A 17828-nucleotide genomic window follows, 5' to 3' on the forward strand; every position below is an offset into this window, starting at 1 on the left:
TTAAGCACCTCACTATTAAGTAATAGAATCATGCTTAATTTGTACAATTTCTTGTTTTTTATGTAAGAATTTTTTTAGCAATGCCAACCGCCATTGACTCCAATAATTTGCCCCGTAATATAAGAAGCTCCTGGCGAAACAAGGAATGAGACTGTTTTTGCTACCTCTTCGGGTAGTCCTATTCTACCTAATGGAATATCTTCAGCAATTTCATTTTTATCATCTTCTGAAAATACATTTAACATTTCCGTTTCAATTGCACCTGGCGCTACCGCATTAACGCGCAATCCACTTAAAGAAACTTCTTTCGCTAAAGCCTTCACATATGAATTTTGTGCACCTTTTACCATTGAATACAGCACCTCACAAGATGCTCCTATTTGCCCCCATATGGATGAAATAATGACAACATTACCACTTCTCCGCCCGATCATCCGTGGAAGCGCCATCGATAGAAGTCTGTATACACTCTTCACTTGAAGCTCCACCATATAATCTAATTCTTCATTCGTAACATCTGTTACTAATCCAAAGATACTCTTTCCAGCTGCATATACAATAACATCAATAGGATGTTCGATTTGTCCCCACAATTCCTCCGCTCCATCGATAGAAGCTAAATTTGCTTGCACAGGAATCACTACATCAAATTCCTTTTGTAACTCCCTTACCTTCTCTTCGCTTTTATTGTAATGAATATAGACTGTATAACCATCCTCGATTAACTGCTTCGAAATAGCAGAGCCAATCCCTCCGCTTCCTCCTGTTACTAATGCATACTTTTTCATAAATTCCCTCTCTTATCTTTTATGTATAAATAAATAATACCCTCATCTTACCATTTGGCAATAACCAAACGTTAGATGAGGGATATAGATATTGCGTTTTTTATTCAAATATTACTTCACTTTTTTGGTAACACTTGGCAGATGCTCATTTTCTCTTCAATTAATAATGTTTTTGCTGCTTGTTGTAGGTCTTGAACAGTTAATCCTTCTAACACTGTAAGAGCATCAAATAAACTAGATTCATTAAACGCATATCGTGTAAACTGATTTGCAATATATTCAGGTGAATTCAACGATCGTAAAAATCCACCAATTTTCTTTTTCTTCACCCGTTCCAGCGCAGTCTCATCTAACTGATCATAATTCGTTTGCAGTAAAATACCTTTTAATCGCTCTGCCAATTCATCAGGTTGCTTCGTATCTCCACCAACCATTGCAAAACCGAAGTTATTTTCTTCTGTATAGTCATACGAGAACGAATCATCAATAAGACCTTCATTATATAAAGATTCGTAATGAACTGACCCTTTTCCAAATAAATAATCTAAAAGTAATGTAAGCGCAATTTCTTGTTTTAACAGAGCTTGCCCTTTTTCTTTTAAATTCGTTGCTTTAATACCAACTAAACATTTTGGAGTTTGAACAGGCATTGAAATAATTTTTTTCTTTTCATTTACTTCTTCTGGTTCCTCTTCAAAAGAGCGAACGATTTCCGATTGATTTTCGTAATCTTTTTTCGCTTGATTTTCACGAACTAAATCCATTGTTTTTTCAGGATCAATCGCTCCAACAACAAATAATAACATGTTGCTCGGATGGTAAAAAGTCTCGTAACATTCATACAGTAGGTCTTTTGTAATTTTACTAATAGACTCAATCGTCCCTGCAATATCAATTTTAATTGGATGTTTCACAAACAAACTATCGATTAACCCAAAGTATAAACGCCAGTCTGGGTTATCTTGGTACATTTGAATTTCTTGACCGATAATACCTTTTTCTTTTTCAACCGTTTTTTCAGAGAAATACGGTTCTTGTACAAAGTCTAACAACGTATTTAAATTTCTCTCTACATTTGATGTACAGGAAAAGAGATAAGCGGTTCTTGTAAAAGATGTAAAAGCGTTCGCTGAAGCACCTTGTTTACTAAACAATTGAAACGCGTCATGGTCCTCTTTTTCAAACAATTTATGCTCAAGGAAATGAGCAATTCCATCTGGTACACGAGTCATGTCTTCTTTTCCAAGCGGAACAAATGTATTATCAACAGAACCGTACTTCGTCGTAAATGTTGCAAATGTTTTGTTAAAGCCTTGTTTCGGTAAGATATATACGTCTAATCCATTCGGAAGTTTTTCATAATATAGCGTCTCTTTTAATTGCTCATACACAATTTTCTCCATTTATTCTCCCTCCGTTCCATGTAAAAAGTAAATTGTATCTAGTTCAATATTATTAGCAACTTTCACAATCTCTTCTTTCGTCACGTTTTCTATGCCCGTTAGCCATTCTTCAACTGGACGCGTACGCTCTGAGATTACCCCGTGATAAAGCATTTCAACAAAACCACGTGGTGTATCAATTGCCTCTAAGATTTGATTTTGAATTACACTTTTCGTTTGCTGAATCTCTTCCTCTGAAAAATCACCGCTTTGCATTGCTTTCATCTGTTCTTTAATAATTTCAACAGCTTTTTCAAAGTTCTTCGCTTCAATCCCAGACATAACGAAGAGCAAACCTTTATGACTTTCAAATCTCGATGCTGCATAGTACGCTAAACTATTTTTTTCACGGACATTTACGAATAACTTCGAATGAGAAAACCCTCCAAATAATCCGTTAAACACTTGTAATGCAAAATAATCTTCATCTTTATACGTAATGAATGTGCGATAGCCGATATTTAATTTACTTTGCTTTAGTTCTTGTTTTTCAACAATTTCTTTTTCTTCATTATTTCGTTTATGAAGAAGTACATTTCTCTCTTTCATAGCGCGAGGTGAAATCGAAAAATACTTATTTACAAGCTCCACAGCATCTTCTGAAATATCACCAATGATATATAAATCCATTTCATCTTCAGCTAACACTTTTTGATAATATTGATACAAACTTTCATTTGTAATAGAAGCAACACTTTCTTTTTTTCCATTTGCACTTAAGCGATATGGTTCTACTTTGCACATTTCTGCAATTAAACGCTCGTTTGCATAACGCATTTTATCATCATAAGTAGCTTCAATTCGTTGCAAGAGTGCTCGTTTCTCACTTTCTACAATAGAAGATAGAAAACCGTCCCCTTCTGTTGCTGGATGTAAAACAATATCAGATAACATAGAAAGCGCTTTTTCAAATAACGGTGGTGCATCGCGTAAATATGTTTCATTTGCAATGTCTACATAAATAGAGATGATATGGTCTTCCCCTTTTTTACTTACATCTACCGCTAAAGAAGATCCATATAATTCTTCTAAATATTGACGAAGACGAATTACAGAAGGCAGTTTTTCTGTCGCACTTTGCAATACGTACGGCAATAGGGCACGCTCTGTCACCGTCTCCTCATTTAAAGGTGCTTTAAAACGAAATACAAAGGTATTTGTTTTAAATTTATCAGTCGGAATAATATGTACTCGCAAGCCACCTAATTCATGCAGTTGCTGTTCCATTAGTTTCATTAATAGCCCTCCTTTACGTATGTAGGAATATTCCTCTTCAATATACAGTTTTTAGAAATAAAAAATCAACTTTTCTTCCTTATTATGCTTACATTTGAGTCTTTCTAAAAACTTTAATATGTAAGGAACATAGTAAAATTCCGTATTAAATATATTCTATGTAAAAAAGCCCGCACTAATGTGCGAGCTTTTCTTATACTTTCTAAATACTCATCGTTTTCCTTTTTCATAAGGCGTTCCTAATGCTTTCGGAGCTTCAGATCGGCCTACAAAACCAACGAGTGCTAATATTGTAAATACATACGGTAATATCGTTAAGAATACACTTGGAATTTCTTTTAATATAGGAATTGTACCACCTGTTATCCCAAGTGATTGAGCAAATCCGAAGAACAGTGCTGCTCCAAGAGCACCAAGTGGATTCCATTTACCAAAGATCATAGCTGCTAGTGCTAAGAAACCTTGTCCAGTAATTGTAGCACCTGAGAAGTTACCAGAAATCGACATTGCGAAGACCGCACCACCCACTCCTGCAAACATTCCAGATATACAAACTGCAATATAACGCATTTTATATACATTAATCCCCATCGTATCTGCTGCCATTGGATGTTCACCAACAGCACGTAGACGAAGACCGAACGGTGTTTTATAAATAATGTACCAAACAACAAATGCTAAAATAATGGCAATATACGATGTTAACGGTACATTTGAGAAAAAGATTTTCCCGATTACCGGAATATCCGAAAGTCCTGGAACATCGATTTTTTCAATTCGGTATTGAATAAAATCAGTCTGTCCTTTACCAAAGATTTTCTTAATCGCAAATACTGTTAAACCGAGAGCCAAAAAGTTAATCGCTACCCCGCTTACTACTTGATCCGCGCGGAATGTAATGGATGCTACTGCGTGAAGAAGTGCAAATAACCCACTACCAATAGCTGCAAATAATAGTGCAATCCAAGGAGTCATTGCTCCCCACGTATCACCCATTAATAACGTTGTAACGATACCAGTAAATGCACCAAATAACATTAAACCTTCTAATGCTATATTTACAACCCCAGAACGTTCACTGAACACTCCACCTAACGCCGTAAAAATAAGTGGCGCTGCCGTATATAACGTACCAGTCACAAGAATGGCTAAAATATCTATAAAGCTCATTTATTTCCCCTCCTTGCTCATGCGTGTAAGTGCCCAACGTAAAACATAACTGCAAGCAACAAAGAAAATAATACATGCGATAATAACATTAATTAACTCAGAAGGTACATCTGCTTCAAAATTCATTTGCGGGGCTGCGCTTTTCAAACCACCGAACAGTAAAGCCGATAATAGTATACCAAACGGATTATTTCCTCCAAGAAGAGCTACCGCAATCCCATCGAATCCAATACCAGTAAACGATGTCATTGCCGTCATACTTTGGAATGTTCCTAGACCTTCCATTGCCCCACCAACTCCAGCAAAAGCGCCAGCAATTGTCATTGATAATACAACATTACGAGAGACTTTCATCCCTGCATATTGCGATGCATTTTGATTAAAACCAACCGATTTCAACTCATACCCTAACGTAGTCCTATCTAATAAGAACCACATTACAATAGCAATTAAAATAGCTACAACAATTCCCCAGTGCAAACGAGATCCATCTGTCAATGAAGATAGCCAATCAGAAGCTAATGAAGCACTCGCTTGTACATCATAAGATTTCTCATTACCTTCATGTATAAAACGTTTAATAAGATCATACGTAACATAAAGTGCAATGTAGTTCATCATAATTGTGACAATTACTTCATTTACTTTAAGCTTTCCTTTTAAATATCCAGGTATAAACCCCCATAAACCACCGGCAATCGCGGCTACTAAAATAGATAACGGAATATGCAAAAATGCTGGTAACGACACTGCATATCCAAACCAGACAGCGGCAAGCCATCCAACTAATAATTGTCCTTCTACCCCAATGTTAAAAAGACCTGTACGAAACGCAAATGCAACAGACAGACCAGCTAACACAAGTGGAATCATCGTACGTAGCGTCTCACCGATAGCCTGCGGATTTCCAACCATTCCTTCCCAAAGCGCTGCATACCCAACAATTGGATCATATCCACTAACTAACATTACAATGGCACCAACAAGTAAACCAAAAATAACGGATAATACAGGAACTAAAATGTTAATTGTTCGCTCCGTTAAAAATTTTTTAGCCATTTGTATTCACCTTCTCTTTCTCCGTTCCGCCAGCCATCAACAAACCAAGCTGTTGTTCATTTGTTTCTTTCGCATCGACAATTGCTACAATTTTCCCTTCATATATAACAGCAACTCGATCACTTACATTTAAAATTTCATCCAGTTCTAGCGATAGAAGTAATACCGCTTTCCCATTATCTCTCTGCTCGATTAATTTTTTATGAATAAATTCAATCGCACCTACATCTAAACCACGTGTTGGCTGTGCTGCAATTAATAAATCTGGATTACGATCTACTTCACGTGCAATGATAGCTTTCTGCTGATTTCCACCTGATAGAGCACGCGCTAATGTTTGTTCACTAGGTGTACGTACATCAAACTGTCCAATAAGCGCCTTTGCTTTCTCTGTGATTTTGCTAAAATTTAAAATCCCCTTCTTAGAAAATGGATTTTTATAGTACGTTTGCAAAACTATATTGTCTTTAACAGAAAAATCGAGAACTAGCCCGTGTTTATGACGGTCTTCTGGAATATGACCAATTCCTTCCTCTGTAATTCTTCGAACAGGCCAATTCGTTATTTCTTTTCCTTTAATTGCAATAGAACCTGACTCAACTTTTCGTAAACCAGTAATCGCCTCTATTAATTCACTTTGTCCATTTCCATCAATCCCTGCAATCCCAACAATTTCTCCTGCACGAACAGTTAAGTCAAGGCCTTTTACAGCAGGTAATTGGCGTGCATCATGAACGACAAGATTCGCAACAGACAGAACCTCTTCTTTCGGTTTGGCCTCTATTTTTTCTGTTTTAAAATTCACTTGACGTCCGACCATTAATTCTGCAAGTTTATGTTCATCCATTTTCGCAACGTCAACTGTACCAATCCCTTTACCTTTACGAATAATTGTACAACGATCGCAAACTTCCATAATTTCTTTCAACTTATGTGTAATAAGAACGATAGATTTCCCTTCTTGCACAAGCTTTTTCATAATTTGAATCAACTCATGAATTTCTTGAGGGGTTAACACTGCAGTCGGTTCATCAAATATTAAAATCTCCGCACCACGATAAAGTGTCTTTAATATTTCAACCCTTTGCTGCATCCCAACCGAAATATCTTCAATCTTTGCATATGGATCAACAGCTAAACCGTACTGTTCAGATAATTGTTTAATTTCTTTTGCAGCCTCTTCAACAGCGATTTTCCCTTTTCTCTTTGGCTCATTTCCTAGAATAATATTCTCTGTAACTGTAAAATTATGAACAAGCATAAAATGCTGATGGACCATCCCAATTCCAAGGTCATTTGCTATATTCGGATTTGTAATTTTTACAGGTTTCCCTTTAATTTTAATCTCTCCCTGTTCTGGTTGATACAAACCGAACAGTACATTCATTAGCGTTGATTTCCCTGCACCATTTTCTCCAAGTAAAGCATGTATTTCTCCCTGTTTTACTTGCAGCGTAATATCATCATTCGCCACAATGCCTGGGAATACTTTTGTAATATTGTTCATCTCAATTACGTATTCCATTTTGTTCCTCCTTCTAGCAGGGAACACTCCCCAATTACACTCTATTAAAAGTATTTTTATATATACAAAGGTTAGTTCTAAGAACTAACCTTTGCTATTGCTCTATCATTATTTCTTTAGAGCAGCTTCGTATGCTTTATATTCATCATCAGTCGCAGGTACTTTAATTTCACCAGCAGTGATTTTCTTCTCAAACTCTTCTACTTTTGTTAAAATTTCTGGGTTTACTTTTTTCACATTGTCAGTTGTTTTCGCAATACCGACACCTTCATCCTTTAAGCCAAACTCTTCTACTTTACCGCCTTTTAACTTACCATCTTTCGCTTCTTGTGCCACTTTTGCAACTGCAATATCAACACGTTTTACCATTGAAGTTAAAGTTACGTTTTCAGGCATACCTTCTTGGTTTTGATCACGGTCAACACCGATTACCCAAACGTTTTCACCTTTTTTCTTGCGGTTTTTCGCTTCTGTGAATACACCGTTACCAGTTGCACCTGAAGCGTGATAAATTACGTCAACACCTTGACCGTACATTGCTGAAGCTAATACAGATCCTTTTTCTGGCTTATCAAACGCATCAGCATATTGTGATACAATTTCGATATTTGGATTTACTGCTTTTGCACCAGCTTTAAAACCTGATTCGAATTTTGTAATTAATGGACTCTTCACACCACCAACAAAACCAACTTTATTTGATTTTGTTGTCATCGCTGCTACAGCTCCAACTAGGAATGAACCTTCATGGTCTTTAAATGTAATACTTGTTACGTTCGGCTTCTTTACAACAGTATCTACAATCGCAAATTGCTCTTTTGGATACTGTTCAGCCACCTTTTCAATTGATTTTTCCATTAAGTATCCAATACCAAATGTTGTGTTATAATTATCTTTCGCAAATTTCGTTAAATTTGGAATGTAATCAGCATCTTTACTTGATTGAAGGTAACGATATCCTTCATTTTTCTTTAAATCGTTGTCTTTACCGAATTTTGTTAAACCTTCCCAAGCTGATTGGTTAAATGATTTGTCATCAACGCCCCCAACATCTGTAACCATACCAACCTTAAACTCTTTATCCCCTTTTTTGTCACTATCCGCTTTATCCGAGTTACCACATGCACCTAACACTGTACTTGCCGCTAACGTTAACGATAATAAAAGACCTGTTTTTTTCTTCATACTAGAAACCCCTCCTGAAATGTTTTGTCTAATGATTCATACGCTGCTGTCCCTTACTTCTTGCTGTCACCTCCCTAAAAAGGAACTTCCCTACATACGTTTTCTTAATACGTGGAAGCTAAACTTATCAGCTCTAAAGTAATTAATAGAATATAAGATTGGCTCATCATTTTGATCATAGTGCATTTGTTTTAAAACTAGCAGTGCCGTTTCAGGTTCACATTCTAAAATCGGTGAAATTTTCGGGTGATAACCAACCGGTTCAATGTGAGCAACTGCGTATGTGATACGCTTGTGCGTATTATTATGTATTACTGTAAGCAGCGATTCCTCATTGTATCCCGATAAATCTGGTAATATCTCTTTTGCCAGTTTATCAATGCAATATACAACTGGTTCCCCATCCGCTGTACGAACACGTTCAATCATTACTGCGCTAAAACCATCTTCACAATTAAATTTCTCTTTTTCTTCTTCTGTTAAGGTTGTTGTAGATGATGATAAAAAGATTGTTCCTGGTGTTTTCCCCACACTAGAAATCATATCTGTAATACTAGAAAGTTGCTCTATTCCAGAAGAAAATAACGGCTTCGCATTTACAAATGTCCCTACACCATGTCTACGAATAACAACACTTTCTTCTTCTAAAATACGTAGTGCTTCCCTTAAAGTTGCCCTACTTACACCAAGTTCTTTCGCTAGATCAAACTCTGAAGGTAACTTTTGTTTTTCTTTGTAAGCCCCATCTTTAATTTTCCCTTTGATGTGATCAATCACCCGTAAATATAGATGACGACTATCGGATTTTACTGACATAAGACTCCCCCGCATTTCAATTATTCGACCTCTGATGTAAGACTTCTTTTCTCTTTTTTCAACTTACAACATAGTATAAATTACTAAATACTAAAAATAAGCGTAATTATCGAATAAATATTAATAATTTTTCAAGATGAAATTTTCACTCTTTATTCCATAAAAAAAACTTTGCACCATAAACATTCCTCATATCGAGAAAAAGTTCGGCACAAAGATTCCTTACATCCTTTGTTACACACTTTTCCCCTCATAGTCTAGCAATTCATGGTTGCCAGGTAGAAACTTATGGACCTTATCTCCAAGATTATATGAGGCAGTGGTTCTTTTCGAAGTAATCTTACCACTTGCTCCCATATGTGTCAACAGAATTCAACATTTTTCTACATTAAATATCGAACGTTCCGAAAACCAAAACGATAAGCATTCGTATTCTAAAGATCCCCACGTTATGTAAGCACTTTCTTTTATGTTGACTATAGTATATAACAAAAACAGCATATAAAAAAGCCTAATTGTAAAAACAATTAGGCTTTTTTTAAGAACTTTTTTCTTGCACATCTTTAATGAGTACTCCCCTTGGTTTACTACCTTCATAAGGACCTACTACACCATTCTTTTCCATGGCATCAATTAAACGAGCTGCTCGCGTATATCCTACTCTAAATCTACGTTGTAACATAGAAACAGATGCTGTTTGCATTTCTACTACAAGCTGAACCGCTTCATCGTATAATTCATCTTCTACTTCCTGCTTTGTTTCAGGAACATCTTGTGGAATCATATCCTCTTGATATTGCGCTTTTTGCTGCGCAATAACAGATTCTACGACTCTCTCAACTTCATCATCTGATAAAAACGCCCCTTGTACACGAACAGGTTTCGATGCACCAATTGGTATGAACAACATATCTCCACGACCTAGCAACTTCTCTGCACCACCACCGTCAAGAATCGTTCGAGAATCTATTTGGGAAGACACAGCAAATGCAATACGCGATGGAATATTCGCTTTAATAACACCAGTAATAACATCAACTGACGGACGCTGAGTCGCAATAATTAAATGAATACCAGCAGCACGTGCCATTTGCGCTAAACGCATAATCGCATCTTCTACATCCGAAGAAGCAACCATCATTAAATCAGCTAACTCGTCCACAATTACTACAATATATGGTAATTCAGGTTGTTTCGCTTCCGATTGGCTATTATGTTCTTTAATATAATCGTTATACCCTTCAATATTACGCGTACCGCTATGCGCAAATAATTCATAACGACGCTCCATTTCACTCACAACTTTCTTCAAAGCCTGTGACGCTTTTTTCGGATCAGTTACAACTGGTGTTAATAAGTGCGGAACACCGTTATATACATTTAACTCTACCATTTTTGGATCAATCATCATTAATTTTACTTCATGCGGTTTTGCACGCATTAAAATACTTACAATAATTCCATTAATACATACACTCTTCCCACTACCAGTCGCACCAGCTACTAATAAATGGGGCATTTTATTTAAACGTGCCAATACAGCCTCTCCTGTAATATCACGTCCAAGACCGATTAATAACTTCTCTTCTGGGTGATTATTCGCCTTTGAATCAAGAACTTCTCTCAGCGTTACTATAGAAACTTCTGAATTTGGAACCTCAATCCCTACAGCTGATTTCCCGGGAATAGGTGCTTCAATACGAATGTCTTTCGCTGCTAAAGCAAGCGCTAAATCATCACTTAAACTAACAATTTTACTTACCTTTACTCCCATATCAGGATACACTTCATACTTCGTAACTGCAGGACCTCTATGTACTTTTGTTACTTTCGCTTTCACACCAAAACTTTGGAATGTACGTTCCAATTTACGAGCATTTTCATAAATTTCCGCATTTTCATTTGTAACTTGCTTATTTTGGGGAAACTTTAATATATCAAGCGAAGGAAGCTTATAATCTTTATTTTCCACATTAGAAAATTGCATAGGAGGTGGTTTCGTTTCACCTTCTAGCGATTCAACGATTTTTTCTCCTCGTTTCTTTTGAGGTTGTTCTTCTGGCGCAGGCGGAACTGCCTCTTCAATAAACGGCGGAGTGATTAAATCATTTTCTTCTATCTGCTTTTCCGTCTCTTCACTTACTGGATAATTCTCAGTAAAATTTGAAATAATTGGTGGACCAATTTCTATTTCTTCTACTGGTTCAATAGCTTCTTCTTGTTCAGCAACACGTTCACGCCTCTTGCTTCTTGTTGTTTTTTTCTTTTCAGTTTGCTCGGCGACCCTTTGAGATTTCCAATCTTTATAATCCCCTTGCATTACTTGAAATTGACTTCTAAGAATTCTCCCTACCGGAGCAAGCACTTCTCCAATATGCTTATTTGTTATACAAAGTATTCCAAGAATAACTACAATAATTCCAATGATATATGCCCCTACTTCGTCAAATAAGAAGTAGCACGTTGCGAACATCAGTGCACCGAACATACCACCACCTAAATGAACACTATCCGGGCCCTTTTTCATTTCAAGGAAGAAGTAATCTTTTGTACTAACAATTACAGAAGTATTTTGCACAGCTCCATCTTTCGTAAGAAGGTTAAATAATGTAATATGACTAAACATTAATATTGCTAGTACAATTAAATAAACACCTATTAGCCGTTTATTTAAAAGGTTTGGCCATCCACGCTTTATTACAAACGCAACAGATAAAGCTATTACACCTAACACACCAATTATGTACCACTCACCAAAGAAGAAGCGAAAAAATAACACAAACGATTTCCCTACAACACCTAGCTGTAAAATCGTAATAATCGAAAGTGCAAAAAGAGTCAACCCGACGATTTCATAATACAAAGTTGGCTTTATCGTACGTCTTGCCTTAGCCTTCGTCCCTCTTTGCTTTTGTTTTGCCATTTCTTCACCTCGTGTTCTAAAAATTAAGTACAACTTTCTTATAAAAAAAGCTCTACTTATATGTCTTTCTCTCTATTTTCCAGGTCTTTATATCTTCTATTTTTACACTTCTTGTAAAATGATAAATAAACAGAAGAAAGCAGCCTACTCATGGCTGCTCAACCGTCTTGTTTTGTATATTATACCATAGCTCCTAAACAAAATCCTTCTTTTTGCTAAAAGGTAATTTTCTGTCCAGGCTCAAACTCTAGGTAGTGAGACGGATTCGTACTTAATACACGTACAATAGAGTAACATTGATTATCCTCCTCAGAAACCACTAATTCCACGCCATTTATATTCACAACTTTTTGGCTTTCGCATTGTGAATAATCGGCCGGATACACAAGTTGCTCTGGCATAATTGTATATAAAATCATTGTAGCATTGTCCCTTCTGCATGATTGCCCATGCGTTCATCAATTAATTCGTTTAATTTTCGAAGTGAGCTACCAATACCACCGACATCATCTATAAGACCATACTTCACTGCATCTCCACCTATTACATTCGTCCCAATATCTCGCGTCAAATTCCCTTTTGCAAACATAAGCTCTTTAAAACGATCTTCCGTTACTTTCGAATGCTTTGTCACAAATCGAATGACTCTTTCTTGCATTTTATCCAAATACTCAAATGTTTGTGGCACACCTATAACAAGACCTGTTAAACGAATCGGATGAATTGTCATCGTCGCTGTTTCGGCAATAAATGAATAATCAGTTGAGACCGCAATCGGTACACCGATTGAATGCCCTCCTCCTAAAACAAGAGATACAGTTGGTTTTGAAAGCGAAGCCACCATTTCAGAAATCGCTAACCCAGCTTCAACGTCACCTCCAACTGTATTTAATATTAACAGTAAACCTTCAATTTTTGGATTTTGTTCAATCGCAACAATTTGCGGAATGATGTGTTCATATTTTGTTGTTTTATTTTGTGGTGGCAACTGAATATGACCTTCCACCTGCCCAACAATTGTTAAACAATGAATACGCGATTCATTCATTTGTGGTACATTCGTCTGTCCAAGTTGCTGAATTTTCTCCACTATAGAAGCCTCTTTTGGAACTTCTTTCGGCTCAGCTTCTTTTTCTTCATTTATATAACGATCACGTTCTGTCATATCGCATCCCCTTTCACTCGTATATAACTATTATTTCTTAAGTTATGAATTTCATTCGATAGGGTTAAAAAAGAAAAAGATCACCTGTAAAGGTGATCTTCTTTATACTTCCATAATAATCGGTAAAATCATTGGCTTTCTCTTCGTTTCTTCGTACAAGAACTGCCCTAATAATTCACGAATATTTTGTTTCAACATAGACCATTCAATTGTATACTCTTTAATTGATTGTTCAACAATCATACGTACAATATCTGTGGATCGTTCGATTAATGCTTCTGATTCACGAACATATACAAAGCCGCGTGAAATAATTTCTGGACCAGAGATTATTTTCTTTTCATCCTTACCTAGTGTTACAACAACAACTAAAATTCCATCTTGAGATAACATTTTTCTATCTCGAAGAACGATGTTACCGACGTCACCTACACCTAATCCATCAATTAAAACATTGCCAGCTTGCACTTTACCAGCTAATTTTGCTTCATCGTCACCAAAAGCAATTACATCACCTTTTTCTACGATAAAGATGTTCTCTCTTGTAATACCTACATCTTCCGCTAAATATGCATGTGCTTTTTGCATACGGAACTCACCATGTACGGGTACAAAATACTTCGGCTTCATTAAATTTATCATCAGCTTTAATTCTTCTTGGCTACCGTGGCCTGAAACGTGAACTTTTCTTTCACCGTAATAAATAACCTCAGCTCCAGCTCTAAATAACAAGTCAATAATTTTTGATACAGGTATTTCATTTCCTGGAATTGGAGAAGCTGCAATAACAACAGTATCACCTTTACGAATTGAAATTTGTTTATGAGCTTGCTTCGCCATTCTAGAAAGGGCTGCCATCGGTTCCCCTTGACTACCAGTCGTTAAAATAGCTACCTTTTTTTCCGGGAAATTGTCTATTTCTTGTAATGAAATAACCATACCTTCTGGAACATCTAAATAACCAAGACGTCTTGCAATATCTACCACTTTCACCATGCTACGTCCTACTACCGCTACCTTCCTTCCAGTTTCAGCAGCTGCATCAAACACTTGTTGAATACGATGTACATTGGAGGCAAATGAAGCAACAATAATACGTCCTTCTGAACTATAGAATACTTTAGAAATCTCTATACCAACTTCTTTTTCCGAACCTGTATAACCAGGACGTTCAGCGTTTGTACTATCAGATAACAAGCAAAGTACGCCTTCATTCCCAATTTGCGCCATTTTCCCAAGATCTGCTCCACTATTTCCGATTGGAGTTTGATCAAATTTAAAGTCTCCTGTATATACTACAGCACCTTTTGATGTATGGAAACAAACACCCACAGAATCCGGAATACTATGTGTCGTTCCGAAGAATGACACAGTTGTTGAATTAAACTCTACTGTTGAATTCGAGTCAATTGTTTTTAAGTCTACACGGCCTAACATTCCTGCTTCGCCAAGCTTTTCTTGTATAAGTCCTACCGTTAATTTCGTCGCATATACTGGAATAGATAATTTACGAAGCACATAAACAATTCCACCAATATGATCTTCATGACCATGGGTAATAAATAGTCCTTTTACTCGCTCTTGATTTTCTACTAAATATGTAATGTCAGGAATAACAATATCAATCCCAAACATTTCATCTCCCGGGAACATCAATCCTGCATCTACAATAAAGATTTCAGAATCAATTTCAACACAGTACATGTTTTTTCCGATTTCACCTACTCCGCCAAGAGCAAATACTTTAACAGACTCATTCTCTTTTCTCTTCATGTTGTTGCCTGGTTTAAAAATCTTGCAAACACTGATTTCACTAAAATTGCAGAGACACCAGGGGAAACTCTACAACCACCATATATTCACCGTCCAAGACGAATGTCCTTACCGTTATGCGATATCATGTCCTTGTTAATTTTTTAAACCAGGTTTCACCTCTCTTTCATTATATAAATCAAATATCTTATTCGATATGATATGAAAATTTCATTGAATCGTAATGTTTACTAATTTTGCTAAGCATACCCGTACTAAGCTACTTAGCCATATTATACCTGATACAAGAAATAGAACACAAGTTAAATTATGCGAAAGACAAGAGAAGACGCTAAAGTGAGGCTGTAATTTTCGGGGAGGGATTTTCATATCATACTCACTATTTTTCCTACGTAACAGGAGTTTAATGGAAAAATATTCATGTAAGTTCTTTACATAAACATGAAACGATATTCACTAAAAAAATCTTATCTCTGTAATCAGTTTCTTACTAACCCTCCCCCTGCCATCTCCTTCTTATTACAGCCTATTAACTATAGCTAATTTTCACCACTTACATATAGTTAGTCAAAATAAAAATAACCTAGTTTCACACTAGGTCATTTTTATTAACGAGGAATAGATTGCATTACTGATTGTAACGTTACTCTTTCTTCTTCCGTTAATGGAAGAAGTGGCAAACGTACAGAACCTACATCTAATCCAACCATTTGTAATGCTGTTTTTACTGGTGTTGGGCTCGGCGCCATAAATAGCGCATCCGTTACTTTTACTAGTAATTGATGTAATTTCTGCGCTTTTTTGAACTCTCCAACTTGGAATGCAGCAATCATTTCTTGCATTTCATTCCCGATAACATGAGATGCTACAGAAACAATACCTTTTGCTCCAATTGCCATAGCTGGTAATGTTAAACCATCATCACCGCTGTATACTGCAAAGTCGTCCGCTGTTTTTTCAATGATTTCTGTCATTGTTAATACATCGCCGCCTGCATCTTTAATCGCAACAATGTTTTCTATTTCTGATAAACGAACAACTGTATCAACGGAGATTTGTACAATAGATCGTCCTGGAACATTATATAGCATCACCGGAAGCGGAGTGCTTTCAGCGATTGTTTTAAAGTGCTGGTACATCCCTTCTTGACTCGGTTTGTTATAATACGGTGCCACTAGCATAACTGCATCAACACCAACTTCAGTTGCCTTTTTTGTTAAATCAACAGAAGCATGCGTATTATTGCTACCTGTTCCAGCGATTACAGGCACCCTTTTATCGACAACAGATACGACATGGCGATATAACGCTACTTTTTCTTCTGATGTTAATGTAGGAGATTCTCCAGTCGTTCCTCCTACCACGATTGCTGTTGTACCGTTATCAATTAAATAATTTACCAATTTCGTTGTCTTTGCAAAATCGATATTACCGTTTTTATCAAACGGTGTTACCATCGCGGTTGCAATTGTCCCAAAATCTATCATGATCTCACTCCTTATTGTTCCAGTTGCTTTTCTTTTGAAAGCTCAAATGCACTATGTAATGCATTCACAGCCTCCACTAAATCGGCTTCTTTTACAAGAACCCAAATTGTCGTATGACTATCTGCTGATTGCAGAATTTGAATACCTTTTTCCGCTAAAGCTGTGACGATTTTCGCAGTAACCCCTGGAATACCTGCCATTCCCGCTCCAACAATAGATACTTTCGCACAATGCTCTGTCACAATTGGCTCATATCCAAGTTGATTCAACAATTCGACAGCGCGAGCTGATACACTATCATTTACTGTATAAGCTACACCAGTAGGAGAAATGTTTATTAAGTCAACACTAATGCCTTCGTTTGCCATCTCTTTAAACACATGTTGTTGTAAATCATATGCAGTTTCTTTTGCAAGCACTTTAATTTGCGTTACATTTGATACGTGGGCAATACCTGTAACAGGACGTTCTTCTACATCCTGCCCTTTTGTAGCACCATCATATGCCGCAATAAGCGTACCTTCACTATCAGAATACGTAGAACGTACACGAAGTGGTACTTTTGCATGCATCGCAATTTCAACCGCACGCGGATGAACAACTTTCGCACCTTGATAAGCCATGTTACAAATCTCGTTATATGTTACAGTTTGAAGATGACGCGCATCTTTTACGATACGAGGATCCGCAGTCATAACACCTTCAACATCTGTGAATATATCGATATATTCAGCATGAAGCGCAACACCTAATGCTGAAGCTGAAGTATCACTACCTCCGCGTCCAAGTGTTGTTGTATCTCCATTTTTCGTTTGACCTTGGAATCCAGTAACGACGATAACATCTACATTTTGTAACTCTTCATGTATACGATCGCAATTCATTTCAATAATCTTAGCATTCGTAAAGTCACCATTCGTTACAAAACCAGCTTGTGCACCATTTAATGCTGCTGCTTTTATACCATTCTCATTCAACATGTTAGAGAAAACAATTGCTGAGATTAATTCTCCGCATGATAATAATAAATCTTGCTCACGTTTAGAAATATTAGATTCCTCTTGATTTACAAGACTTAATAACGTATCAGTTGCATACGGTTCACCTTTACGGCCCATTGCTGATACGACGGTAACTACTTTATAACCAGCAGCTAACGATTTTTTTATATGGTGAAGCGCATGCTTACGCCCATTGTCATCACGTACTGATGTACCACCAAATTTTTGAACAATAATTTTCATATTTTGCACCTTCTC

Annotated in this window: 14 protein-coding genes and 1 riboswitch; all 14 genes read right to left on the bottom strand. The window is 36.7% G+C overall.

What is annotated here, in order from left to right:
* Positions 1-74: 74 nt before the first annotated feature.
* The 14 genes from ymfI to dapG all read right to left on the bottom strand — a co-directional run bounded on the left by ymfI (position 75) and on the right by dapG (position 17813).
* Positions 75-788: an elongation factor P 5-aminopentanone reductase gene (gene ymfI / locus FT637_RS01060; protein ID WP_193644822.1), complete on the bottom strand. Its 714-nt coding sequence runs from the start codon at positions 786-788 to the stop codon at positions 75-77.
* Between the two features lie 116 nt (positions 789-904).
* On the bottom strand, positions 905-2191 hold the full coding sequence (yfmH, locus tag FT637_RS01065; protein ID WP_193644823.1) for an EF-P 5-aminopentanol modification-associated protein YfmH: 1287 nt from the start codon (positions 2189-2191) through the stop codon (positions 905-907).
* Complete coding sequence (gene yfmF / locus FT637_RS01070; RefSeq protein ID WP_193644824.1) at positions 2192-3466, bottom strand: EF-P 5-aminopentanol modification-associated protein YfmF; 1275 nt, start codon at positions 3464-3466, stop codon at positions 2192-2194.
* Positions 3467-3676: 210 nt separating this feature from the next.
* The gene (locus FT637_RS01075) at positions 3677-4636 is read right to left on the bottom strand and encodes an ABC transporter permease (RefSeq protein ID WP_002066758.1); all 960 of its coding nucleotides are present in this window, start codon (positions 4634-4636) and stop codon (positions 3677-3679) included.
* Entirely contained in the window at positions 4637-5695 is a 1059-nt protein-coding gene (locus tag FT637_RS01080; protein WP_193644825.1) for an ABC transporter permease, read from the bottom strand.
* A complete protein-coding gene (locus FT637_RS01085; RefSeq protein ID WP_193644826.1) occupies positions 5688-7220 on the bottom strand; it encodes an ABC transporter ATP-binding protein in 1533 nt (510 codons plus the stop codon). The genes FT637_RS01080 and FT637_RS01085 overlap by 8 nt, the downstream gene beginning before the upstream one ends.
* Before the next feature lie 108 nt (positions 7221-7328).
* Positions 7329-8405, bottom strand: coding sequence for a BMP family lipoprotein (locus FT637_RS01090; protein ID WP_193644827.1), 1077 nt, complete (start codon positions 8403-8405; stop codon positions 7329-7331).
* Between the two features lie 90 nt (positions 8406-8495).
* On the bottom strand, positions 8496-9221 hold the full coding sequence (locus FT637_RS01095; protein ID WP_193644828.1) for a GntR family transcriptional regulator: 726 nt from the start codon (positions 9219-9221) through the stop codon (positions 8496-8498).
* A gap of 233 nt (positions 9222-9454) precedes the next feature.
* Positions 9455-9556, bottom strand: a riboswitch (purine riboswitch).
* Between the two features lie 203 nt (positions 9557-9759).
* On the bottom strand, positions 9760-12144 hold the full coding sequence (locus FT637_RS01105; RefSeq protein ID WP_193644830.1) for a DNA translocase FtsK: 2385 nt from the start codon (positions 12142-12144) through the stop codon (positions 9760-9762).
* Between the two features lie 215 nt (positions 12145-12359).
* Complete coding sequence (locus tag FT637_RS01110) at positions 12360-12563, bottom strand: YlzJ-like family protein (protein WP_002088064.1); 204 nt, start codon at positions 12561-12563, stop codon at positions 12360-12362.
* Positions 12560-13309 carry a translocation-enhancing protein TepA gene (gene tepA / locus FT637_RS01115; RefSeq protein WP_193644831.1) on the bottom strand — a complete coding sequence of 250 codons (750 nt, stop codon included), beginning with the start codon at positions 13307-13309 and terminating at the stop codon, positions 12560-12562. Before tepA ends, FT637_RS01110 begins: the two co-directional genes overlap by 4 nt.
* Positions 13310-13411: 102 nt before the next feature.
* On the bottom strand, positions 13412-15082 hold the full coding sequence (locus FT637_RS01120) for a ribonuclease J (protein ID WP_193644832.1): 1671 nt from the start codon (positions 15080-15082) through the stop codon (positions 13412-13414).
* A 608-nt stretch (positions 15083-15690) separates the two neighbouring features.
* A complete protein-coding gene (gene dapA / locus FT637_RS01125; RefSeq protein ID WP_193644833.1) occupies positions 15691-16569 on the bottom strand; it encodes a 4-hydroxy-tetrahydrodipicolinate synthase in 879 nt (292 codons plus the stop codon).
* Positions 16570-16580: 11 nt separating this feature from the next.
* Positions 16581-17813, bottom strand: coding sequence for an aspartate kinase (dapG, locus tag FT637_RS01130; RefSeq protein ID WP_193644834.1), 1233 nt, complete (start codon positions 17811-17813; stop codon positions 16581-16583).
* Between the last annotated feature and the right edge of the window lie 15 nt (positions 17814-17828).

It is taken from the genome of Bacillus cereus, assembly GCF_015071065.1.
In the GTDB taxonomy this organism is placed as follows: Bacteria; Bacillota; Bacilli; order Bacillales; family Bacillaceae_G; genus Bacillus_A; species Bacillus_A cereus_BA.

Coding starts and splice junctions, on each gene's coding strand:
- FT637_RS01105 (WP_193644830.1), bottom strand. CDS start 12,144: ATGGCAAAACAAAAGCAAAGAGGGACGAAGGCTAAGGCAAGACGTACG.
- FT637_RS01110 (WP_002088064.1), bottom strand. CDS start 12,563: ATGATTTTATATACAATTATGCCAGAGCAACTTGTGTATCCGGCCGAT.
- FT637_RS01120 (WP_193644832.1), bottom strand. CDS start 15,082: ATGAAGAGAAAAGAGAATGAGTCTGTTAAAGTATTTGCTCTTGGCGGA.
- yfmF (WP_193644824.1), bottom strand. CDS start 3,466: ATGAAACTAATGGAACAGCAACTGCATGAATTAGGTGGCTTGCGAGTA.
- dapG (WP_193644834.1), bottom strand. CDS start 17,813: ATGAAAATTATTGTTCAAAAATTTGGTGGTACATCAGTACGTGATGAC.
- FT637_RS01075 (WP_002066758.1), bottom strand. CDS start 4,636: ATGAGCTTTATAGATATTTTAGCCATTCTTGTGACTGGTACGTTATAT.
- FT637_RS01095 (WP_193644828.1), bottom strand. CDS start 9,221: ATGTCAGTAAAATCCGATAGTCGTCATCTATATTTACGGGTGATTGAT.
- yfmH (WP_193644823.1), bottom strand. CDS start 2,191: ATGGAGAAAATTGTGTATGAGCAATTAAAAGAGACGCTATATTATGAA.
- ymfI (WP_193644822.1), bottom strand. CDS start 788: ATGAAAAAGTATGCATTAGTAACAGGAGGAAGCGGAGGGATTGGCTCT.
- dapA (WP_193644833.1), bottom strand. CDS start 16,569: ATGATAGATTTTGGGACAATTGCAACCGCGATGGTAACACCGTTTGAT.
- FT637_RS01080 (WP_193644825.1), bottom strand. CDS start 5,695: ATGGCTAAAAAATTTTTAACGGAGCGAACAATTAACATTTTAGTTCCT.
- tepA (WP_193644831.1), bottom strand. CDS start 13,309: ATGACAGAACGTGATCGTTATATAAATGAAGAAAAAGAAGCTGAGCCG.
- FT637_RS01090 (WP_193644827.1), bottom strand. CDS start 8,405: ATGAAGAAAAAAACAGGTCTTTTATTATCGTTAACGTTAGCGGCAAGT.
- FT637_RS01085 (WP_193644826.1), bottom strand. CDS start 7,220: ATGGAATACGTAATTGAGATGAACAATATTACAAAAGTATTCCCAGGC.